The organism is Paraburkholderia sp. NMBU_R16 (assembly GCF_013282575.1).
Classification (GTDB): domain Bacteria; phylum Pseudomonadota; class Gammaproteobacteria; order Burkholderiales; family Burkholderiaceae; genus Trinickia.
The window spans coordinates 97208-119241 of record NZ_JAAAYE010000013.1 but is presented as its reverse complement, the minus strand read 5'-3'; the positions used below and the strand labels follow the sequence as shown (position 1 = coordinate 119241).

22 protein-coding genes are annotated in these 22034 nt (G+C 62.7%); 6 read left to right on the top strand and 16 right to left on the bottom strand.

From position 1 onward, the window contains the following. The first annotated feature begins 11 nt into the window (after window positions 1-11). The 6 genes from GWC77_RS09210 to GWC77_RS09185 all read left to right on the top strand — a co-directional run bounded on the left by GWC77_RS09210 (window position 12) and on the right by GWC77_RS09185 (window position 5824). Entirely contained in the window at window positions 12-503 is a 492-nt protein-coding gene (locus tag GWC77_RS09210) for a putative toxin-antitoxin system toxin component, PIN family (protein WP_173256601.1), read from the top strand. Window positions 504-593: 90 nt separating this feature from the next. Continuing rightward, window positions 594-1772: a pyridoxal phosphate-dependent aminotransferase gene (locus GWC77_RS09205; RefSeq protein ID WP_173256600.1), complete on the top strand. Its 1179-nt coding sequence runs from the start codon at window positions 594-596 to the stop codon at window positions 1770-1772. 27 nt (window positions 1773-1799) lie between these two features. Continuing rightward, complete coding sequence (locus GWC77_RS09200; protein ID WP_173256599.1) at window positions 1800-2588, top strand: oxepin-CoA hydrolase, alternative type; 789 nt, start codon at window positions 1800-1802, stop codon at window positions 2586-2588. 49 nt (window positions 2589-2637) lie between these two features. Continuing rightward, window positions 2638-3747 carry a phosphotransferase gene (locus tag GWC77_RS09195; protein ID WP_173256598.1) on the top strand — a complete coding sequence of 370 codons (1110 nt, stop codon included), beginning with the start codon at window positions 2638-2640 and terminating at the stop codon, window positions 3745-3747. A 20-nt stretch (window positions 3748-3767) separates the two neighbouring features. After that, window positions 3768-5009: an acyl-CoA dehydrogenase family protein gene (locus GWC77_RS09190; protein ID WP_173256597.1), complete on the top strand. Its 1242-nt coding sequence runs from the start codon at window positions 3768-3770 to the stop codon at window positions 5007-5009. Between the two features lie 122 nt (window positions 5010-5131). Then, window positions 5132-5824: a glutathione binding-like protein gene (locus GWC77_RS09185; RefSeq protein ID WP_173256596.1), complete on the top strand. Its 693-nt coding sequence runs from the start codon at window positions 5132-5134 to the stop codon at window positions 5822-5824. 51 nt (window positions 5825-5875) lie between these two features. Here the strand turns inward: GWC77_RS09185 and GWC77_RS09180 are convergent, their stop codons facing one another. From GWC77_RS09180 to GWC77_RS09105, 16 genes are all read right to left on the bottom strand, one after another. Further along, window positions 5876-6388 (bottom strand): MaoC family dehydratase, encoded by a 513-nt coding sequence (locus GWC77_RS09180; protein WP_173256595.1) that lies wholly within the window; start codon window positions 6386-6388, stop codon window positions 5876-5878. After that, the gene (locus tag GWC77_RS09175; RefSeq protein WP_173256594.1) at window positions 6385-6858 is read right to left on the bottom strand and encodes a MaoC family dehydratase; all 474 of its coding nucleotides are present in this window, start codon (window positions 6856-6858) and stop codon (window positions 6385-6387) included. Before GWC77_RS09175 ends, GWC77_RS09180 begins: the two co-directional genes overlap by 4 nt. 118 nt (window positions 6859-6976) lie before the next feature. Then, window positions 6977-7456, bottom strand: a complete 480-nt coding sequence (locus tag GWC77_RS09170; protein WP_173256593.1) for a DUF1178 family protein — start codon at window positions 7454-7456, stop codon at window positions 6977-6979. A 97-nt stretch (window positions 7457-7553) separates the two neighbouring features. Continuing rightward, window positions 7554-8168 (bottom strand): NUDIX domain-containing protein, encoded by a 615-nt coding sequence (locus tag GWC77_RS09165; protein WP_173256592.1) that lies wholly within the window; start codon window positions 8166-8168, stop codon window positions 7554-7556. 43 nt (window positions 8169-8211) lie between these two features. Continuing rightward, window positions 8212-8508 carry a DUF2818 family protein gene (locus tag GWC77_RS09160; RefSeq protein WP_173256591.1) on the bottom strand — a complete coding sequence of 99 codons (297 nt, stop codon included), beginning with the start codon at window positions 8506-8508 and terminating at the stop codon, window positions 8212-8214. Window positions 8509-8610: 102 nt separating this feature from the next. Beyond that, window positions 8611-10092: an NADH-quinone oxidoreductase subunit NuoN gene (nuoN, locus tag GWC77_RS09155; protein ID WP_173256590.1), complete on the bottom strand. Its 1482-nt coding sequence runs from the start codon at window positions 10090-10092 to the stop codon at window positions 8611-8613. A 25-nt stretch (window positions 10093-10117) separates the two neighbouring features. Then, window positions 10118-11608 carry an NADH-quinone oxidoreductase subunit M gene (locus tag GWC77_RS09150; protein WP_173256589.1) on the bottom strand — a complete coding sequence of 497 codons (1491 nt, stop codon included), beginning with the start codon at window positions 11606-11608 and terminating at the stop codon, window positions 10118-10120. Between the two features lie 15 nt (window positions 11609-11623). After that, a complete protein-coding gene (gene nuoL / locus GWC77_RS09145; RefSeq protein WP_173256588.1) occupies window positions 11624-13684 on the bottom strand; it encodes an NADH-quinone oxidoreductase subunit L in 2061 nt (686 codons plus the stop codon). A 17-nt stretch (window positions 13685-13701) separates the two neighbouring features. Further along, window positions 13702-14007: an NADH-quinone oxidoreductase subunit NuoK gene (gene nuoK, locus GWC77_RS09140; RefSeq protein ID WP_173256587.1), complete on the bottom strand. Its 306-nt coding sequence runs from the start codon at window positions 14005-14007 to the stop codon at window positions 13702-13704. A 17-nt stretch (window positions 14008-14024) separates the two neighbouring features. Then, window positions 14025-14732: an NADH-quinone oxidoreductase subunit J gene (locus GWC77_RS09135; RefSeq protein ID WP_173256586.1), complete on the bottom strand. Its 708-nt coding sequence runs from the start codon at window positions 14730-14732 to the stop codon at window positions 14025-14027. A 119-nt stretch (window positions 14733-14851) separates the two neighbouring features. Continuing rightward, window positions 14852-15340 carry an NADH-quinone oxidoreductase subunit NuoI gene (nuoI, locus tag GWC77_RS09130; RefSeq protein ID WP_173256585.1) on the bottom strand — a complete coding sequence of 163 codons (489 nt, stop codon included), beginning with the start codon at window positions 15338-15340 and terminating at the stop codon, window positions 14852-14854. A 14-nt stretch (window positions 15341-15354) separates the two neighbouring features. Next, window positions 15355-16419: an NADH-quinone oxidoreductase subunit NuoH gene (gene nuoH, locus GWC77_RS09125; RefSeq protein WP_173256584.1), complete on the bottom strand. Its 1065-nt coding sequence runs from the start codon at window positions 16417-16419 to the stop codon at window positions 15355-15357. After that, window positions 16420-18759: an NADH-quinone oxidoreductase subunit NuoG gene (nuoG, locus tag GWC77_RS09120; RefSeq protein ID WP_173256583.1), complete on the bottom strand. Its 2340-nt coding sequence runs from the start codon at window positions 18757-18759 to the stop codon at window positions 16420-16422. 55 nt (window positions 18760-18814) lie between these two features. Next, window positions 18815-20143, bottom strand: coding sequence for an NADH-quinone oxidoreductase subunit NuoF (gene nuoF / locus GWC77_RS09115; protein WP_173256582.1), 1329 nt, complete (start codon window positions 20141-20143; stop codon window positions 18815-18817). Further along, window positions 20140-20625 (bottom strand): NADH-quinone oxidoreductase subunit NuoE, encoded by a 486-nt coding sequence (nuoE, locus tag GWC77_RS09110; protein ID WP_173256581.1) that lies wholly within the window; start codon window positions 20623-20625, stop codon window positions 20140-20142. Before nuoE ends, nuoF begins: the two co-directional genes overlap by 4 nt. Before the next feature lie 154 nt (window positions 20626-20779). Continuing rightward, window positions 20780-22033 carry an NADH-quinone oxidoreductase subunit D gene (locus tag GWC77_RS09105; RefSeq protein WP_173256580.1) on the bottom strand — a complete coding sequence of 418 codons (1254 nt, stop codon included), beginning with the start codon at window positions 22031-22033 and terminating at the stop codon, window positions 20780-20782. Between the last annotated feature and the right edge of the window lies 1 nt (window position 22034).

Below are 22034 nucleotides of genomic sequence, written 5' to 3'. Positions count from 1 at the left end.
GATTGTAGCGAATGCCTGCTCCTACCGATTCAGATGCCGTGTCCGGCACGCCGCGCGTGGTTCTCGATTCGAACGTCTGGATCGATATCCTCGTATTCGACGATGTCGCGACGCGCCCGATCCACGCCGCGCTCGCGAACGGCGCGCTCGATGCCGTGATCGATGCCCGATGTCTGGCCGAGCTCGCGCACGTGCTCGATTACCCGCATCTCGCGCGCCGCGCGTTCGACAAGGCCGCGGCACTCGCCGCAGTGGCGCGGCTCACCGTCATGAAAGACGGCGTGGGCGAGACATCGAATGCCCCACTGCTGCCCAAGTGCAAGGATCGCGACGATCAGAAATTCCTCGAGTTGGCGCACGCTGCCCGAGCCGACTGGCTGGTGTCGAAGGATCGCGCCCTGCTCAAGCTCGACAAACGCACGTCCCGCGACTTCGGCTTCCGGATCGCCCAGCCGGCGCCGTTCGCGGCCGCCTGCGGTTTGGCGATGCCCGCGCCCGCATAGCAGCGGCTCCAGGATTCGCCGCCGCACTTGCACCATGCACGACGGAAACGGAACTTCCACGCAACCCTTATTGCCAAGACGCACCGCGCCATGAATGCCTCGCCCGACCTGACGAACTCCGCGCCTTTTGCACTCGTCTCGCGTCTGCCCGATGTCGGCACGACGATCTTCACCGTCATGAGCGCGCTCGCCGCTGAACATGGCGCCGTCAATCTCGGCCAGGGGTTTCCCGATTTCGATTGCGATCCGCGCGTGATCGATGCCGTCGCGCACGCCATGCGCGCGGGGCATAACCAATATCCCCCGATGGCCGGCGTGCCCGCGTTGCGCGAGGCGATCGCGGGAAAGATCGCGCGCATGCACGGGCACCGCTACGATCCGAACACCGAGATCACGGTCACGGCAGGCGCCACGCAGGCGCTGCTCACCGCCATCCTTGCGACGGTGCATCCCGGCGATGAGGTGGTGGTGCTCGAACCGACCTACGACAGCTACCTTCCCTCGATCGAACTCGCGGGCGGCAAACCCGTCTTCGTGACGCTCGAGGCACCCGAGTACGCGATTCCTTTCGACCGGCTCGCGGCGGCCATCACCCCGCGCACGCGGCTCATCGTCGTCAATACGCCGCACAATCCGACCGGCACGGTCTGGCATGCCGACGACATGCGCAAACTGGAGGCCATCGTGCGCGACACGAACGCGCTGATCGTGTCGGACGAAGTCTACGAACACATGGTCTACGACGGCGCGCCGCACGAGAGCGTGGCCCGCTATCCGGCCCTCGCGGAGCGCAGCTTCGTCGTCTCGAGCTTCGGCAAAACGTTTCATGTGACGGGCTGGAAAGTCGGTTACGTCGCTGCGCCGGCCGCGCTGACCGCCGAATTCCGGAAGGTGCATCAGTTCAACGTGTTCACGGTCAACACGCCGATGCAGGTGGGACTGGCCGACTATCTGAAAGACCCCGCGCCGTATCTCGACTTGCCGGCCTTTTATCAGCGCAAGCGCGACTTTTTCCGTGCCGGTCTGCAAAGCTCTCGTTTCAAGCTGTTGCCGTGCGAAGGCACCTACTTTCAATGTGTCGATTACTCGGCGATCAGCGACCTGCCCGAGGCCGAATTTTCGACGTGGCTGACGCGCGAGATCGGCGTTGCAGCCATTCCGGTGTCGGCGTTCTACCACGAACCGCACGAGTCGGGCATCGTGCGCTTTTGCTTCGCCAAGCGCGAGGACACGCTCGCGAAGGCCCTCGAACGGCTCGCGCGCCTCTGACACCGAGACAATGAACCTGGAGACTCCATGAGCGCAGAACTGCTGGCAGCACGGCCGCCCGATAGCGACTCGACACTGGTTCTCACGCTGTCGAACCCCGGCGCTCGTAATGCGCTCCACCCCGACATGTATGCCGCCGCGATCGTGGCGCTCGAGACCGCCGAGCGCGATCCGTCCATTCGGGCAGTCGTATTGACAGGCGCCGACGACTTTTTCTGCGCGGGCGGCAACCTCAACCGGCTGCTCGAAAATCGCGCAAAGGATGCTTCGGTGCAGGCGCAAAGCATCGATTTGCTCGCGCAATGGATTCTGGCGCTGCGTACCTCGACCAAGCCCGTCATCGCTGCCGTCGAGGGCGCGGCGGCGGGCGCCGGATTCTCGCTTGCGCTCGCCTGCGACATGATCGTCGCAGCGCAAGACGCGAAGTTCGTCATGTCGTACGCCCGCGTCGGGCTGACCCCGGACGGCGGCGGCTCGTGGTTCCTCAGTCAGGCATTGCCGCGGCAGCTCGCCACCGAGTTGCTGCTCGATGCGAAGACCATTACGGCCGAGCGGCTGCATCAGCTGGGTGTCGTCAATCGGTTGGTCAAGCCGGGGCAGGCACGCGAGGCCGCCATCGGCTGGGCCGACGAGTTGGGCCGCGGTTCGCCGAACGCATTCGCGAGGATCAAGACGCTCGTCGCGACGGCGCGCGAGGCGCCGCTCGCGGATCACTTGAGCACCGAGCGCGAGCACTTCGTGGCATCGTTGCATCATCGGGATGCGCTCGAAGGCATCACTGCCTTTCTCGACAAACGCGCCCCCCACTATCGATAGACGAGTCCGCGACGCCCCGCCGCGCCGCCGGCTCGATTGGAGCGAAGAGATGACGCAGCGCGCAGCGCACGGCCCCCACTCGCACCAGGACTATTCGACATTCATCGGAACGCGCGCCGTGTCGGAGCGTCAACGCTTCGACACGGACGCCCTGTCGGGCTGGCTGCGCGAACACATCGACGGATTTGCCGGCCCGCTTACCGTCGAACAGTTCGCCGGCGGCCAGTCGAACCCCACGTTCAAGCTCGTCACACCGCGACGCTGTTATGTCATGCGCTCGAAGCCCGGCCCGAAGGCCGAACTGCTGCCCTCCGCGCATGCCATCGAGCGCGAATATCGCGTCATGGATGCGCTCTCGGCGAGCGCTGTCCCCGTTGCGCGCATGCTGGCGCTGTGCGAAGACGAGACGGTGATCGGCCGCGCCTTCTATGTGATGGAGCATGTCGAGGGACGTGTCCTTTGGGATCCATCGTTGCCGGACATGACGCCGGCACAACGGGCATCGGTCTATGACGAGATGAATCGCGTCATCGCGGCCCTGCACCGGATCGACGTCGGCGCGATCGGTCTCGCGGACTTCGGCAAACCGGGCCATTACCTCGCGCGCCAGATCGCGCGGTGGAGCAGGCAGTACGAAGCATCGGAGACTGAACCGATCGATGCCATGCACCGGCTCATCGAATGGCTGCCGGCGCACCTGCCGGCAAATGCCGAAACGGAGCAACGAGTGGCCGTCGTCCACGGCGACTATCGGCTCGACAACCTCATTTTCCATCCGAGCGAGCCGCGCGTATTGGCCGTGCTCGACTGGGAGCTGTCCACGATCGGCGACCCTATCGTCGATTTCGCATATCACGTCATGGCGTGGCACGTCGAACCCCGAGCATTTCGCGGCATAGCGGGCCTCGATCTCGCTGCGCTCGGTATTCCAGACGAGCGAAGCTACATCGAACGGTATTGCGAACGCACGGGATACACCATCGGCGGCGATTGGAATTTCTACCTCGCGTTCAACATGTTCCGTATCGCCGCCATCCTCCAAGGCATCATGAAGCGCGTCACGGTGGGTACGGCAGCGAGCGCACAGGCCGTCGACGCCGGTCGGTGTGCGCGGCCGATGGCGGAGCTCGCCTGGTCATATGCACAGAAGGTCCGATAACTCCTTCCCGCGAGGTTCACATGAATTTCGACTACGCTCCGAACGTTCAGGCGCTGCGCGCGCGGCTTCTCGCGTTCTTCGACCAATACATCTATCCCAACGAGAGTGCGTTTGCCGAGGAAGTGGCCCGAAATCGGCGCGACGGTAATCCATGGGTGCCGACGACGCTCGTGGAGACACTGAAAGCGCAAGCGCGCGACGAAGGCCTGTGGAATCTCTTTCTGCCCGATTCGACCCGGGGCGCGGGGCTGACGAACCTCGAATACGCGCCGCTTGCCGAGATCATGGGACGAGTGCCGTGGGCTCCCGAAGTATTCAATTGCAATGCGCCCGATACGGGCAACATGGAAACGCTGGAACGGTACGGCAGCGACGCTCACAAGGGAGCGTGGCTCGAGCCGTTGCTGGCTGGCGAGATCCGCTCGGCGTTCCTCATGACCGAGCCCGAAGTGGCATCGTCGGATGCGACCAATATCCGCACGCGGATCGAACGTGACGGGGACGACTATGTCGTCAACGGACGTAAATGGTGGTCCTCCGGTGCGGGCGATCCGCGCTGCAAGCTCTACATCGTCATGGGCAAGACGAATCCCGACGCTCCGAAGCACGCCCAGCAATCGATGATTCTCGTGCCGGCCGATACGCCCGGCGTCACCGTTCATCGTCCGCTCAATGTGTTCGGGTACGACGATGCGCCGCACGGCCATATGGAGATTACGCTCGAGAACGTGCGCGTCCCCGCAGCCAACCTGTTGCTGGGCGAAGGCCGCGGTTTCGAAATCGCGCAGGGCAGGCTCGGCCCGGGCCGCATCCATCACTGCATGCGGCTCGTTGGGCTGGCCGAGCGGGCGCTCGAGCTGATGTGCAGGCGTGCGTCCGAGCGTATCGCGTTCGGCAAGCCCATCGCCGCGCAAACCGTCACGCAGGAACGCATCGCCGAGGCGCGCTGCGCCATCGAGCAGGCGCGCTTGCTCACGCTGAAGGCGGCTTACATGATGGATACCGTCGGCAACAAGGGCGCGCGCGCCGAAATCGCGATGATCAAAGTGGTCGCACCGAACATGGCATGCCAGGTCATCGATTGGGCGATACAAGCGCATGGCGGCGCAGGCGTCAGCGACGATTTTCCGCTCGCTTACGCGTACGCGTGTGCGCGCATGTTGCGCTTCGCCGACGGTCCGGACGAAGTGCATCGCAACGCGATCGCCAAGCTCGAGCTTGCGCGCCATGCGCCGCTATCGGACACGACCGAGCCGGCTTGAGCGATGTTGTCCGTATCGCCGCCATGGCCTTTGCGCGGCCATCTGCGAGCACGAAGCTTCTATGCTAATTTGCGACTCGATCGGTGCCCAACGTTCCGGCACCGGCCTTCCGAGGAGCAGCCATGATCGACGCTTACAGTTGGGCAACGCCGAACGGCCACAAAGTTCATATCATGCTCGAGGAGACGGGCCTCGAATATCGCGTCCATCCCGTCGATATCGGCGCCGGCGATCAATTCAAGCCCGAGTTTCTCGCCATCAGCCCGAACAACAAGATTCCCGCCATCGTCGATTCGGACGGCCCGGAAGGCAAGCCGCTGTCGGTGTTCGAGTCCGGGGCCATTCTCATTTATCTGGCCGAGAAAACGGGCCGATTCCTGCCGCAGGCGCCGGCCGCACGCTATGCGACGCTTCAGTGGCTGATGTTCCAGATGGGTGGCCTCGGTCCGATGTTGGGGCAGGCCCACCACTTCCGCATCTACGCGCCCGAGAAGATCGAATACGCGGTCAACCGCTATACGAACGAAGCGAAACGTCTCTACGGCGTAATGGACAAGCAGCTCGGCAAAACGCAGTACCTGGCCAGCGACGAGTACACGATTGCCGATATCGCGAGCTTTCCGTGGACGCGTTCATGGCAAAACCAGGGCATCGAACTGGCGGAGTTCCCGAACGTCAAGCGCTGGCACGAAGCGATCGCCGCGCGCCCGGCCGTACAACGCGGAGTGGAAGTGCTGGCATCCGCAAGGCGAGCGTTGACCGACGACAAAGCGAGAGACATCCTGTTCGGCGCGACGCAATACGCCAAGCACTGACGCGAGCACGGGCGCGCTCGAGCCGGAGCCCGTGCCCGAGCGAAACCGCGATCAGAAGTAATGCCGCGTGAGGAGCTGAGCGACGCACGCGGGTTTCGGCTCGTCCAGCGCTTCGACGGCGACATCCCAGGTGACCTGCAGCGCACCGTCGGGCAGATCGCTCGCATCGACGACGACGAATCGGGCTTTGAGTCGCGCACCGACGCGCACCGCCGACGGAAACCGCACGCGATTGAGCCCATAGTTCACGCCCATGCGATGCGCGATGTGAACCGTTTGCATCAACAGCGCCGGAATCAACGACAGGGTCAAGAACCCATGCGCAACCGTGCCGCCGCAAGGCGACTCGCGCCGGGCGCGCTCGGCATCGACGTGAATCCATTGGCGATCGCCGGTCACATCGGCGAACGCATCGATCCGTGCCTGCTCGATTGTCACTGCGGCGCTCACGATCGGCTCGGCGCCGATCAGCGCGCGCAACTGGGCCGCGCTGGCAATCTCGACCGGCCGGTTGTCGCCGTCGCCGTCGCCCTCGCGCCCGCCGACTCGCGCGGCGGTGCTCATGCGGGCGCTCCGGAGGCGTCGGGCTGCTCACCGCGCAAGCCGAAGATAACTTTCGATCGCACGCTGACAGCGGTTTCACCGGCCTGATTGACGCCTTCCCACAACATCGACGCAATGCCGCGATCGGGACGGCTTGCGAGCACACGCTTGTCGAGTACGGAGATGAAAAGATGGATCGTGTCGCCCGGTCGCACAGGCTTCACCCAGCGGATTTCGTCGACACCCGGCGAGCCCATCGAAGTCGAGCCTTCGAGCATCTTGTGCACAAAAATGCTCATGAGCACGGAGCAGGTATGCCAGCCGCTTGCAATCAGCCCGCAATAGGGCGAAGCATGCGCCGCGATTTCATCGACATGGAAGGGTTGAGGATCGTACCGGGTGGCAAATTCGACGATCTCTTCATGCGTGAACGTATGCGCGCCGATTTCCTTGCGCGCGCCGACTTCGAGGTCCTCAAAGCTCACACCCATCTCGCTGTCTCCCGTTGAATGAGATCCGCATCGCACAAAGCCGCGGCGTCTTCAAAAAGTACACGAGGAGTATGGAGACGGCGCGAGAACCGCGCAAGACGCCGAACGGTCTACCGCGCTATTGCAGTGTTTCCTTGGGCACCCACGCACCGGGCACAGGCAGGACTTCGATGCCCTCTTCCACGAGCGAGCGTGCATCTTCGGGTGTGGCGACGCCACGGATGTTGCGGGCAGGCGCCTCGTTGTAATGGATACGGCGCGCTTCCTCGGCGAAGCGCTCGCCGACGTTCTCGGTCTTCCCGAGCACTTCGCGCAATGCGCGCATCGCTTGGGCCTCGATCTCGCGTATGCGCTCCGGCACCGAACCGCCGCGCTCGTCGTCCCGCGAGTGCGCGGCACGGCGGCCGGCATCGTTCTGCGTATTCGTCGCGCCGGACAGATTGAGCCGCGGCGCCGACGGTAAACGGCTCACCTCAGTCGCGGCGCATATCGGGCATTCGACCAATTTGCGCGACAACTGGGATTCGAAGTCATCGGCGGAAGCGAACCAGCCTTCGAACCGATGACCCTGCGAGCACTGTAAATCGAGGACCTTCATGGTGGATTGGGAGCAAACGTGCAGCCAAGTGTAGCGCGAAATCGTTTTTGGCGAGCGGTTTGCCGAAAACCGGGCGCAGGCGCGAGTGCGCGGTGCTTCAAGCGTCCGAGGCAGGCGTCGACTGTTGCTCGCCGGCAGGCTGCCAGGCACCGGATAGCAGCTTCTCGAGCCACATCGTGCCAATGATCGTCTTCACGTCGCTGATTTCGCCCGTGCGGATCCATTCGAACATCTGCGGCACATCGGTGATGAACGTATCGAGAAATTCGCCGTCGTCGAGCGCCGGTTCGCCTTCGACCAGGCCGCGCGCCAGAAAGAGATCGATAAACTCTGTCGAATAGGAAATGATCGGATGGATGCGAGTGAGAAAGAGGAATTCGCGCGCCGTATAGCCCGTTTCCTCCTGCAACTCGCGCTTGGCGCAAGCCAGCGCGCCTTCATCCGCATCGAGCTTGCCCGCCGGGTATTCGATCATCACGCGCCCGATCGGATACCGGTATTGGCGCTCGAGCAGCACGCGCCCATCGTCGAACATCGGAATCACCATGACAGCGCCCGGATGCTGCACGTACTCGCGCGTGGCGAGTTTGCCGTCGGGCAGGCGCACCGTATCGCGTTTGACGTGAAGAAACGAGCCCTCGTGGACCGTCTCGCTACCGATGCGCGTTTCCGTCAGCGACGCGTCGTGATCGTGATCGGGCAATTGAGCCATCTGCTGCTCTCCGGAAAACGAGCCGTCTGACCGCACTCGGCCGTCAACGGCGCTTGACGAGATATTGGAACGTGAAACCGGGAAACGCGAACACCACGAACAGGCAGAACGTAATCGCGTAAAACTGCCAGCCCTGATCGAATCGATTGCCCGCACGCGCTTCCAGCATAAGGCCCAGCGCGCCCACGACAAAATACAGCACGATCAATTCGCCAATTCGAATCCAGGCGCTTTTTTTCGCGGCGCCGAGCGGCGCGAGAGCGAAAAGCCGTTGATTCACGAACGGCAAGTTGGCGGCCACGACCGCCAACAATACGATAAACCAGCCCGCCGCCGACATCTCAGCCTCCTGTCCCCGAAGGGGACTTCCTTCGGTCGCCGGTTCCCGCCCAAGGGAGGCTGACGCCCGCTTCCTGGGCAGCGAACGATGGTGAGCGCCTCATCAAATTGCAGGCAGCGAGTGTGCGACCGCGTTCAGGCAAAGCGTCATCAGCGGGCCCGGCACGATGCCGAGCACGAGCACCGCAACGCCGTTGGCGGCAAGCAGCCACCGGTTGGCAGCCGGGCTCGCGATCGGGCTGGCGTCTTGCGGCGCGTCGAAGTACATGAGCTTGACGATGCGCAGATAGTAGAACGCGCCGAACAGCGAGGTGATCACCGCCAGCACGGTCAACCACGTGAGCCCTGCATTCATCGCGGCCTCGAGCACGGCGAGCTTCGCGTAAAAGCCGACCGTCGGCGGGATGCCGGCGAGCGAGAACATCATCGCCATCATCACGAACGCAAACACGGGGCTGCGCTTGTTCAAGCCCTTGAAGTCGTCGAGCGTTTCGGCCTCGAAGTCGCGCCGGGCCAGCAACATCACGATACCGAACGAACCGAGCGTCGTGAGGAAGTAGATGATGCTGTAGAACATCGCCGAGCTATAGGCGTTGGCCATGCCTTCCGCCTTGCCGTCGACAACGCCGGCCAGCAGGCCGAGCAGCACGAAGCCCATGTTCGAGATGGCCGAGTACGCGAGCATACGCTTGACGTTGCGCTGCGCGATACCGGTGATATTGCCGACGATCAGCGAAAGCGCCGCGAGAATCACGAGCATTTCCTGCCAGTCGACCGCGAGCGGCAGCAGGCCCATCACGAGAAAGCGCAGGCCCCACGCGAACGCCGCCACCTTCGGTCCACCGCCGACGAGCAGCGTCATCGCGGTAGGCGCCCCGTGGTAGACATCGGGCACCCACATATGGAACGGTACGGCACCCATCTTGAAGGCGATGCCGGCCACGATGAAGATCACGCCGAAAAGCAGCACGGCGTTGTTGATCCGGCCCGATGCCACGGCCTTCAGCACTTCGCCGAGATCGAGCGATCCCGTCGCGCCGTACAGCATCGAAATGCCATAGAGCAGGAAGCCGGAAGCCAGCGCACCAAGAACGTAATACTTCATGGCCGCTTCGTTCGACTGCGATGCGTCGCGGCGCAGCGCGATAGCCGCGTACAGCGAGAGCGACATCAACTCCAAGCCCAGATACAGCGTGAGGAAGTTGCTGCCCGAAATCATCACGAGCTGTCCAAGCAGCGCGAACATGCCAAGCAGCATGTAGTCGCCGCGGAACAGGTCGCGGTCCTCGAGGTATTGGCGCGAGTAGATCATCGTCACCGCATAGCCCAGCGAGACGACGGCTTTCATCGCGCTCGCAAAACCATCGACGACGTACATATGCGAGAAGAAATACTGCGACTGCGCATTGGGATCGAAGACGAGCGTCGTGAACCAGACACCCGCGACGAGCGAACCGAGCACCGCGATCAAATAGGTGACGCGGCGGCCGCGATCGCCGACGAACGTTTCGTTCAGCCACGCAACAACGGCGGCCACCATGACCAGCGCGTCGGGCAGAAGGAGTGACATAGAGGCGTTTTGCATGATCGTTTCGTTCCTCCGCTCGGTCTTACTGAGACAGCGGCAGCTTGGACTGCGCGACGTGGGAGAGGAGGTTCTCCACGGACACGTGCATCACATCGGTAAAGGGCTTCGGATAAAGACCCATGAAAAGCGTCAGTGCGGCAAGCACGCCGAGAATCAGCAACTCTCGGCGATTGATGTCCGTCAGCGACTTGACGTGATCGTTGGCGACAGCACCGAAGTAGACGCGCTTGTACATCCACAGCGTATAGGCCGCACCGAGAATCAACGTGAAGGCGGCGCCGAACGCGATCCAGAAGTTGTACTGGACCGATGCGAGGATGACCATGAACTCGCCGACGAAACCCGAAGTACCCGGCAGACCGCAATTGGCCATCGAAAACAGCATCACGAGCGCGGCGAACTTCGGCATCACGTTCACCACGCCGCCGTAATCGGCGATCTGGCGCGAGTGCATGCGGTCATAGAGCACGCCGATGCACAGGAACATGGCGCCCGAGACGAAGCCGTGCGAAATCATCTGCACGATCGCGCCTTCCACGCCGAGCTGATTGAAGATGAAAAAGCCGAGCGTGACGAAGCCCATGTGCGCAATCGACGAATACGCCACGAGCTTCTTCATGTCGGCCTGCACCATCGCGACCAGACCGATATAGATCACCGCGGTCAGCGAGAGCGCGATGATGACGGGTGCAAGTGTATGGCTCGCATCCGGCGTGATCGGCAACGAAAAGCGCAGGAAACCGTAAGCGCCGAGCTTCAGCATGATCGCGGCCAGCACGACGGAGCCGCCGGTCGGCGCTTCCACGTGCGCATCGGGCAGCCAGGTATGAACCGGCCACATCGGCACTTTCACCGCGAAAGCGAGGAAGAACGCGATGAACAGCAACACCTGCGGGGTCATCGCGAGCGGCGCCTTTTGCCATGTCGCGAGATCGAAGGTGCCCGTCACGACATAGAGATAGATCAGCGCGACCAGCATCAAAAGCGACCCGGCGAGCGTATAGAGGAAGAACTTGAACGCGGCGTAAATCCGGTTCGGTCCGCCCCATACGCCGATGATCAGATACATCGGGATCAGCGTCGCTTCGAAGAACACATAGAACAGCAGACCGTCGGCTGCCGAGAACACGCCGACCATGATGCCCGACAAGATCAGGAACGCGGCCATGTACTGCGAAACGTGCTCGGTGATGACCTCCCAGCCGGCGATCACGACGATGACCGTGATCAGCGCCGTGAGCACGACGAACCACATCGAGATGCCGTCGACGCCCAGGTGGTAGGTGATATGAAATCGCTCGATCCAGTTCGCCTGCTCGACGAACTGCAGGTCGGCCGTCGCAGGATCGAAGCCGCTGATGAGCGGCAACGTCACGACGAAGCCGAGAACCGAGCCGATCAGCGCGAGCCAGCGTGCGGGCGCCGGGTTCCGGTCGGAGCCGACGGCGAGCACGGCGAGGCCGAAAACGATCGGCAGCCAGATTGCGGTACTAAGAATCGGAAAAGAGTGCATTAAGTGTCCCCCGCCTTATTTGCCGCCGAGCGTTACAAACAGGGTAAGGAGCCCCAGCATGCCGATAATCATGGCGAACGCGTAGTGGTAGATGTAACCGGATTGCAGGAAGCGGATCACTCGCGCGAACCAGCCGATGAAGCGCGCGCTTCCGTTGACGAGACCGTCGATGACCACGACATCGCCCTCTTTCCAGAGCCCGCGGCCGATGAGGACCGCGCCTTTGGCGAAGACGACTTCGTTGATCTTGTCCATGTAGTACTTATTGTCGAGCAAGGTGTAGATCGGCCCGAACGCGCGACGGATCACAGCCGGCAGGTCCGGGCGCTTGAGATACAGGAACCACGCCGTCACGACGCCGGCAAGCGCCAGCCACAGCGGCAAGGCCGATACCGAGTGCAGCCCCATCGCGAACCAGCCCTGGAATTCTTTCGACATCTCCTCGATGGCCGGGTGATTCTCGCCGATGAAGATGACCTTCTCGAACGCGACGCCATGATCAAAGAATCCGCCGAAGATCATCGGCCCGATCGCGATCGCACCGATGACGACCGACGGAATCGCGAGCAGCACGAGCGGCAACGTCACGACCCAGGGCGTCTCGTGCGGCTCGTGAGCATGGCCGTGATCGTCGTGCCCGTGGCCGTCGTCATGCTCGCCGCCGTGCGCGGCGGCTTCGGCGCCATGACCGTTGCCGAAGTCCTGCGGATGGCGGAAACGCTCCTCGCCGTGGAAGACGAGGAAGTACATCCGGAACGAATAGAGCGCCGTCACGAAGACACTTGCGACCACCGCGAAGTACGCGAAGCCCGCGCCCGGCAGATGCGAGAGTCCGACCGCGTCGATGATCGAATCCTTCGAGTAGAAGCCGGAGAAGAACGGCGTACCGATCAGTGCAAGCGAACCGATCAGCGACGTGATCCAGGTGATCGGCATGTATTTGCGCAGGCCACCCATGTTGCGCATGTCCTGATCGTGGTGCATCCCGATGATGACCGAGCCCGCGCCGAGGAACAGCAACGCCTTGAAGAACGCGTGCGTCATCAGGTGGAAGACGGCGACCGAATAGGCCGAGGCGCCGAGCGCGGCGGTCATGTAGCCGAGTTGAGAGAGCGTCGAGTAAGCGACCACGCGCTTGATGTCGTTCTGGACGATACCGAGAAAGCCCATGAACAGCGCCGTGATCGCACCGATCACCATGACGAACGAGAGCGCCGTGTCGGAAAGCTCGAACAGCGGCGACATGCGCGTCACCATGAAGATGCCGGCCGTCACCATCGTTGCGGCGTGAATCAACGCGGAGATCGGCGTGGGGCCTTCCATCGAATCGGGCAGCCACACGTGCAGCGGGAACTGCGCCGATTTACCCATTGCGCCGATGAAGAGGCAAATGCAGGCGACGGTCAAGAGGCCCCAGTGCGTGCCGGGAAAGCTCAGCGCGGCAAGCTCCGTGCGCTTGGCGAAAACCTCGCCATAGTTCATCGAGCCGGCAAACGCGAGCAGAAGACCGATGCCGAGCAGAAAGCCGAAGTCGCCGACACGGTTCACGAGGAACGCCTTCATGTTGGCGTAGATCGCGCTTTCCCGCGTGAAGTAAAAACCGATCAGCAGGTACGAGACCAGGCCCACCGCCTCCCAGCCGAAGAACAGCTGCAGGAAGTTGTTGCTCATCACGAGCATCAGCATCGAGAAGGTGAAGAGCGAGATGTACGAGAAGAAGCGCTCGTAACCATCGTCGTCAGCCATGTAGCCGATCGTGTAGATGTGCACCATCAGCGACACGAAGGTCACCACGCACATCATCATGGCCGTCAGCGAATCGACGAGGAAGCCGACTTCGAACTTCAGCGAGCCGACGTTCATCCATTCGTAGACCGTCGCGTTGAAGCTCGCGCCGTTCATGACGTCGAAAAAGACGACCGACGAGAGAATGAACGAGATCAGCACGCCGAGGATCGTAACGCGGTGGCTTCCCTTGCGCCCCACCGCCTTGCCGGCAAGCCCGGCAATCAGCGAGCCGGCGAGCGGTGCGAGCGGGACCGCCAGCAGCAGGTTTTCATTGAGTGTCGTGGACATAACCGCAGTGCCTGAATTTAACCTTTGAGCTGATCGAGGTCCTCGACGTTGATCGTGTCGAGGGTACGGAACAGAGTCACCAGAATCGCGAGGCCGATCGCCGCTTCGGCCGCGGCCACCGTCAGCACGAAGAAGACGAAGATCTGCCCGTGCACGTCGCCGAGGTAATGCGAGAACGCGACGAAATTCGTATTCACCGCGAGCAGCATCAGCTCGATCGCCATCAGGATGATGATGACGTTGCGACGGTTCAGGAAAATGCCGACGACGCCGATCGAAAAGAGGATCGCGCCAAGTACGAGGTAATGAGCCAGGGTCAACATGTTTTTCTCCTCGCCGCTCAGCCGTTGTTGCCGACGGCACCGGCACCCACGTTCGCGCCCGCTTCACCCGGCGCTTGGGGGCCCTGAGCCGTTTCGAGCGCCTTCTCCGCGGGCATCTTCACGAGGCGCACGCGGTCTTTCGCGCGCACCTTCACTTGATCGGACACGCGCTGGCGCTTGCTGTCCTTACCCTTGCGCGCCGTCAGCGCGATCGCCGCGATGATCGCGACGAGCAGTACGAGGCCCGCGACTTCGAACGCGAAGACATAGTCCGTATAGATGACCTTGCCGATCAGATACGTGTTCGACATGACGGCCGCGCCACCCACGCCGGCCGCACCGCCGGTCGCCGTCACGTCGTGCACCGGCGTGGCCGTCGCACCGTAGCCGTGCCAGAGGATCAGCGCCGTCTCGACGACGATGATCGCGCCGACGATCGTCGCCATCGGCACGAAGCGCCTAAAGTCTTTGCGCAGCACGTCGAGGTTGATATCGAGCATCATGACGACGAACAGGAAGAGCACCATCACCGCGCCGACGTACAGCAGCACGAGCAAAATGGCGAGGAACTCCGCCTCGAGCAGCATCCAGATGGCGGCCGCATTGAAGAACGCGAGCACGAGAAAAAGCGCGGACCCCACGGGGTTGCGCGACGTGATCACCTTCAGCCCCGACACAGTCAGGAGCAGCGCGAAGATGTAGAACAGTACGGTAGTGAATTCCATGATTACCGGTTCATCGTTAGCCCATCGTCAGGCTGGGTTTCGTAGGCAGCACGCCGCGCATGCCGCGGGAGTCGATGCCGGCTCCCGCGCCACGCGAACAACGGTCAGGCCAGTGCTTATTACCGATACGGCGCATCCGCCGCCTTCGACGCGGCGATCTCCGCTTCATAGCGATCGCCCACTGCGAGCAGCATGTCTTTCGTGAAATACAGATCGCCGCGCTTTTCGCCGTGATATTCGAGGATGTGTGTTTCCACGATCGAATCGACGGGGCAGCTTTCTTCGCAAAAACCGCAGAAAATACACTTGGTCAGATCGATGTCGTAGCGCGTCGTGCGCCGCGTGTTGTCGGCGCGCGTCTCCGATTCGATCGTGATCGCCATTGCGGGGCACACGGCCTCGCAAAGCTTGCATGCGATGCAGCGCTCTTCGCCGTTTTCATACCGACGCAGCGCATGCAGGCCGCGAAACCGCGGCGAGATCGGGGTTTTCTCTTCGGGGAACTGCACGGTGAACTTGCGTTTGAACGTGTAGCGGCCCGTCAGCGCAAGCCCTTTCAGCAGCTCGGTCAGAAAAAACGTCTTGAAGAAGTTTTGGATTGCGTTCATTTGCTTCGCGCCCCTCATTTCCAGATGTTCAGCGGCGACATGATCCAGAACCCGACCACGACGACCCAGAGAATGCACACGGGCAGGAACACCTTCCAGCCCAGACGCATGATCTGGTCATAGCGATAACGCGGGAACGTGGCGCGCGCCCAGATGAACACGGACAGCAGCAGGAACACCTTCAGGACGAGCCAGAAAATACCCGGGATGAAGGACAGGAACCCGAACGGCGCACTCCAGCCGCCGAGGAAAAGCGTGGCCGCGAGCGCCGAGATGACGATCATGTTGATGTACTCGGCGAGGAAAAACAGCGCGAACGCCATACCCGAGTAATCGATCATGTGGCCGGCGACGATCTCCGACTCCCCTTCCACCACGTCGAACGGGTGACGGTTAGTCTCGGCGATGCCCGAGATGAAATAGACGACGAACACGGGCAAGAGCGGCAGCCAGTTCCATGAGAGGAACGTGATGCCGTGGCTCGCGAAGATGCCGCGCTCTTGCGATGTGACGATGTCCGACAGATTCAGGCTGCCCGAAGTCATCAGCACGACCACCAGCGCAAAGCCCATCGACACTTCGTACGAGACCATCTGCGCGGCGGCGCGCATCGCGCCGAGAAACGCGTATTTCGAGTTCGATGCCCAGCCCGCGAGAATCACGCCGTATACGCCGATCGACGAGATCGCGATCACATAGAGCAGACCCGCGTTGATATCGCCGAGCACGGCTTTGGCCTGAAACGGAATGACGGCCCAGACCGCGAAAGCCGGCACCACCGTCATGATCGGCGCGATGACGTAAAGCCACCGGTTCGCCGCACTCGGCTGGATAACTTCCTTCAACAGCAGCTTCAGCACGTCCGCGATCGGCTGCAGGAGACCGGCGGGGCCGACGCGGTTCGGACCGAGACGCACGTGCATCCAGCCGATGAGCTTGCGCTCCCAGAGGATCAGATAGGCCACGCAGAGCAAAATGGCGACCGCCACCACGACGATGCGCACGAGCGCCCAGACCGTGGGCCAGGCCGCACCGAGCACCTCGCTGCCGCCCGCGTTGATCGTATCGAACAAGCTCATTTACGCCTTCTCCACCAGCAGTTCACCGATGAGGCCGCCGAGTGCCGCGCCGACGGGCGTTGCCGCCGACACGCGCACAGCCGTTTCAGCCAGGTCCGCGTCGCGCGTTGCGCTCGCCACCACGGCGCGATCGCCCTGGCGCACGCGCACGGCATCGCCCTCTTTCAATCCGAGCTGATCGAACAGCGCCGCGGGCAAGCCGACCGTATTCGCGACACGCGCGGCCGCCGTCAGATGCAGCGACGGTGCGCGGCGCACGAGCGGGTCCGCATGGTAGATCGGCACATCCGAGACGCGCTCGAGCGCTCCCTTCTCCACTTTCAAAGCGCGCGCGCCACCTTGGGCCAGCGCTGCGTTCGCGCGATTCGACAATTGCGCCGAGATGGCGCCATCGGGCAACGCGGCGGCACGGGCATCCTCGACGGTGTCGTAATCGAAGCCCGGCAGGCCCAACACATTGCCCAGCACCCGCAACACCTTCCATGCCGGCCGCGTTTCGCCAAGCGGGCGCACCACGCCGTTGAATGCCTGCAGCGTGCCTTCGGCGTTGACGAACGCGCCGGCCGTCTCGGTGAACGGCGCGATCGGCAGCAACACGTCGGCGTATTCGGTGCCAGTCTTGAACGACGAGAGCATCACGACCGTTTCGGCTTGCCCCAGCGCCGCGAGTGCTTGCGCGGGGTTGGCCGTATCGAATTCGGGCTCGAGATTGAGCAGCACGTAGCCCTTGCGCGGCGAAGCGAATGCATCGTGAGCATTGAGGCCGCCCGCGCCGGGCAACGCGCCGACGAGATGGCCGCCGACGGTATTCGCCCCTTCGGTCAGGAAACCGAGCGTCGCGCCGGTCTGATCCGCGATCCAGTGCGCCAACGCATGGATGCGGGCGAAGTCCGGGTGCTGGACCACGCCGTTGCCGAGCAGCACGACGCGGCGCTCGCCGCTCGTCAATGCAGCGGCGACATCCTTCGCGGCGGGCGTTGCCGCGGTCCCGCCCAAGCCTTCGGGCAGGGCGACACCGCGCAGCTGCGAGACCGCCGCGGCGACGCCGGCCAGCGCATCGAGCCACGCCGACGGCGCGGCGACGATCGTCTTCGCGCTCGGAATCAGCGATTTGTCGGCCGTGGCTTGCAGCAGATGCAGCTTCGCCCCCGTCCGTGCGGCCTGGCGCAGGCGCGCAGCCAACAGCGGATGATCGCGGCGCAGGAACGAACCGATGACGAACCCACCGTCGACGAGCGACAAATCGGCGATCGGCATACCGAGCCACGGCGCTCCGGCCGGCGCTGCCGAGAAATCGGATTGACGCAGGCGGAAATCGACGTTCGGGGTGCCGAGCGCGTTGCCGAGCGCCTTCAACAAGAACAGTTCCTCGACGGTGCTATGCGGACTGCCGAGCAGCGCGAGCGCATCGGCGCCGTGTTCCGCGCTGATACCCTTGAGCGCCTTGGCCGCATATTCGAGCGCCGTGGGCCAGTCCGTCTCCATCCACTGGCCGCCTTGCTTGATCATCGGCTGCGTCAGGCGCTCCTCGCTATTGAGCGCTTCGTACGAGAAACGGTCTTTATCAGAAATCCAGCACTCGTTGATCGCTTCGTTCTCGAGCGGCAGCACGCGCATCACGCGGTTGTTCTTCACCTGCACGACGAGATTGGCACCCACGGAATCGTGCGGGCTCACCGATTTGCGGCGCGAGAGCTCCCACGTGCGGGCGCTATAGCGGAACGGCTTGCTCGTCAGCGCACCGACCGGGCACAGATCGATCATGTTCCCCGAGAGTTCCGAATCGACGGTCTTGCCGACGAACGTCGTGATTTCCGAGTGCTCGCCGCGGCCGAGCATGCCCAGCTCCATGACGCCGGCCACTTCCTGGCCGAAGCGCATACAGCGCGTGCAGTGGATGCAGCGCGTCATCTCTTCCATCGAAATCAGCGGGCCGACGTTCTTGTGGAACACCACACGCTTTTCCTCGCTGTAACGCGACGCGGACTTGCCGTAGCCGACTGCGAGGTCCTGCAACTGGCACTCGCCGCCCTGATCGCAGATCGGGCAGTCGAGCGGGTGATTGATGAGCAGGAATTCCATCACCGATTGCTGCGCCTTGACGGCCTTCTCGGACGTCGTGCGCACGACCATGCCCGCCGAGACCGGCGTCGCGCAGGCGGGAACAGCCTTCGGCATCTTCTCGACTTCGACGAGACACATCCGGCAGTTGGCCGCGATAGAAAGCTTCTTGTGATAGCAGAAGTGAGGAATGTACGTGTCGACCTTATGCGCAGCCTGGATCACCATGCTGCCTTCGGGCACCTCGACCTTCTTCCCGTCTATTTCAAGTTCAACCATGATGGTGAATGGTCCTTAACCTATTTACCGCTCGATCGATCTTTCGCGCGCCGCGTCAAGCGAGCGCCGCGTCAGCCGCCGCCGGCGCACCCGCGTGCGGCCCGACCAGGCAGCGCTTGTGCTCGACGTGATATGCGAATTCGTCCCAGTAGTGCTTGAGCATGCCGCGCACCGGCATCGCGGCGGCGTCTCCCAGCGCGCAGATGGTGCGGCCCATGATGTTCTCCGCCACCGAGTTCAACAGGTCGAGGTCTTCCTGGCGACCTTGCCCGTGCTCGATGCGGTTGACGACGCGCCACAGCCAGCCCGTACCTTCTCGGCACGGCGTGCACTGGCCGCACGACTCTTCATAGTAGAAGTACGACAGGCGCAGCAGCGAGCGCACCATGCAGCGCGTCTCGTCCATGACGATGACGGCGCCCGAACCCAGCATCGATCCGACCTTGGCGATCGAATCGTAGTCGAGATCGGTTTGCATCATGATGTCGCCCGGCACGACCGGCGCGGACGAGCCGCCCGGGATGACCGCCTTCAGCTTCCTGCCGCCGCGCATGCCGCCGGCGAGCTCCATGAGCGTCGCGAACGGCGTGCCGAGCGGCACTTCATAGTTGCCCGGGCGTTCGACGTCGCCCGACACCGAAAAAATCTTCGTGCCGCCGTTGTTCGGCTTGCCCAGTTCCAGATAGGCCTGCGGCCCGATCTCGAGCAGGAACGGCACGGCCGCGAACGTTTCGGTGTTGTTGATCGTCGTGGGCTTACCGTACACGCCGAAGCTCGCCGGGAACGGCGGCTTGAAGCGAGGCTGGCCCTTCTTGCCTTCGAGCGATTCGAGCAGCGCCGTCTCTTCGCCGCAAATATAAGCGCCGTAGCCATGATGAGCATAGAGCTCGAACGAGAAACCCGAACCGAGGATGTTCTCGCCCAGAAAGCCCGCGCGGCGAGCCTCGTCGAGCGCTTCTTCGAAGCGCTTGTAGACTTCCCAGATCTCGCCGTGAATGTAGTTGTAGCCGACCGTTATCCCCATCGCGTAAGCGCCGATGGCCATTCCTTCGATCAGCGAATGCGGATTCCAGCGCAGGATGTCGCGATCCTTGAACGTGCCGGGCTCGCCTTCGTCCGAATTGCATACGAGGTACTTCTGCCCCGGAAACTGGCGCGGCATGAAGCTCCATTTGAGGCCGGTCGGAAAGCCCGCACCACCGCGGCCGCGCAAGCCCGACGCCTTCACGTCGGCAATGACCTGCTCCGGCGGAATCTTCTCTTCGAGAATACGGCGCAGTTGCTTGTAGCCGCCGCGCGCGACGTAATCTTCGAGGTGCCAGTTCTCGCCCGTGAGACCCGCGAGAATCAGCGGTTTGATATGGCGATCGTGCAATGACGTCATTTCGAAAGCTCCTCGAGCAGCTGGTCGATCTTCTCGCGGCTCATGAAGCTGCACATACGGTGGTTGTTCACGAGCAGTACCGGGGCGTCGCCGCACGAGCCCATGCACTCGCCTTCCTTGAGCGTGAACTTGCCGTCGGACGTGGTTTCGCCGAAGTCGATGCCAAGCTTTTGCTTCAGGTACTCGGCCGCGCTCTCGGCACCGCCATCGGGACCGAGCTGGCAGGGCAGATTCGTGCAAAGCGTGATCTTGTACTTGCCGACAGGCGAGGTCTCGTACATGGTGTAGAACGTCGCCACCTCCTGCACGGCCACGGCCGGCATCTCGAGGTAGTCCGCGACGAACTGCATGAGCTCGGGCGAGAGCCAGCCGTGCTCTTCCTGAGCGACGGCCAACGCCGACATCACGGCGGACTGTTTCTGATCGGCGGGATACTTCGCCACCGCGCGATCGATTTCTTTCAGGCCTTCAGCTGAGATCATTTTCAGACACGACTCTTTCAATACCTACCGAACGAAAACCCGCCACCCGTTTCCTGCTTGCCCAGCCATGGCGACGGACCCGGCGTTCTTTGCGACCCGCGGCGCTCGCCGTCTGCGGCGCGCCGGACTGGGCGCGCGACATACGGCCAGGCGCTCAGCGGTCGATTTCGCCGAACACGATGTCCTGCGTACCGATGATCGTGACAGCGTCCGCGATCATATGGCCACGCGCCATTTCGTCGAGCGCTGCGAGATGAGCGTAGCCCGGCGCGCGAATCTTGAGCCGGTACGGCTTGTTCGCGCCGTCCGAGATCAAGTAGATGCCGAACTCGCCCTTCGGATGCTCGACGGCCGCATACGACTCGCCTTCGGGCACATGGAAACCTTCCGTGAAGAGCTTGAAGTGGTGAATCAGCTCTTCCATGTTCGACTTCATCGCGACGCGCGAAGGCGGCGCGATCTTGTGATTGTCGATCATCACGGGGCCGGGATTCTTGCGCAGCCATTCGATGCACTGCTTCGCGATGCGCGTCGACTGGCGCATTTCCTCGACCCGTACCAGATACCGGTCGTAGCAATCGCCGTTTACGCCAACGGGGATATCGAAGTCCATCCGGTCGTAGACTTCGTACGGCTGCTTCTTGCGCAAATCCCATTCGATGCCCGAGCCGCGCAACATCGGCCCCGTCATGCCGAGCTGCAGCGCGCGCTCCGGACTCACGACGCCGATACCGACGAGGCGCTGCTTCCAGATGCGATTGTCGGTGAGCAGGGTTTCGTACTCGTCGACACAGGTCGGAAAGCGCGTGAAGAAATCGTCGATGAAATCGAGCAGCGAGCCTTGGCGCGCCTCGTTCATCCGTTCGAGCGCCTTCGCGTTGCGAATCTTCGACGCCTTGTACTGCGGCATGGCGTCAGGCAGATCGCGATAGACGCCGCCCGGCCGATAATACGCTGCATGCATGCGCGCGCCCGAGACCGCCTCGTAGACGTCCATCAGGTCTTCGCGCTCGCGGAACGCATAAAGGAACACGGCCATCGCGCCGACGTCGAGCGCATGCGCGCCGATCCACATCAGGTGGTTCAGCACGCGCGTGATTTCGTCGAACAGCACCCGGATGTATTTCGCGCGGATCGGCACATCGATGCCGAGCAGCTTTTCGATCGCGAGCACATAGCCGTGCTCGTTGACCATCATCGACACATAGTCGAGCCGGTCCATGTAGGGCACGGATTGAATGAAGGTCTTGCTTTCGGCGAGCTTTTCGGTCGCGCGATGCAGCAGGCCGATATGCGGATCGGCGCGCTGGATGACTTCGCCATCGAGCTCGAGCACGAGGCGCAGCACACCGTGCGCTGCCGGATGCTGCGGGCCGAAGTTGAGCGTGTAGTTCTTGATCTCTGCCATG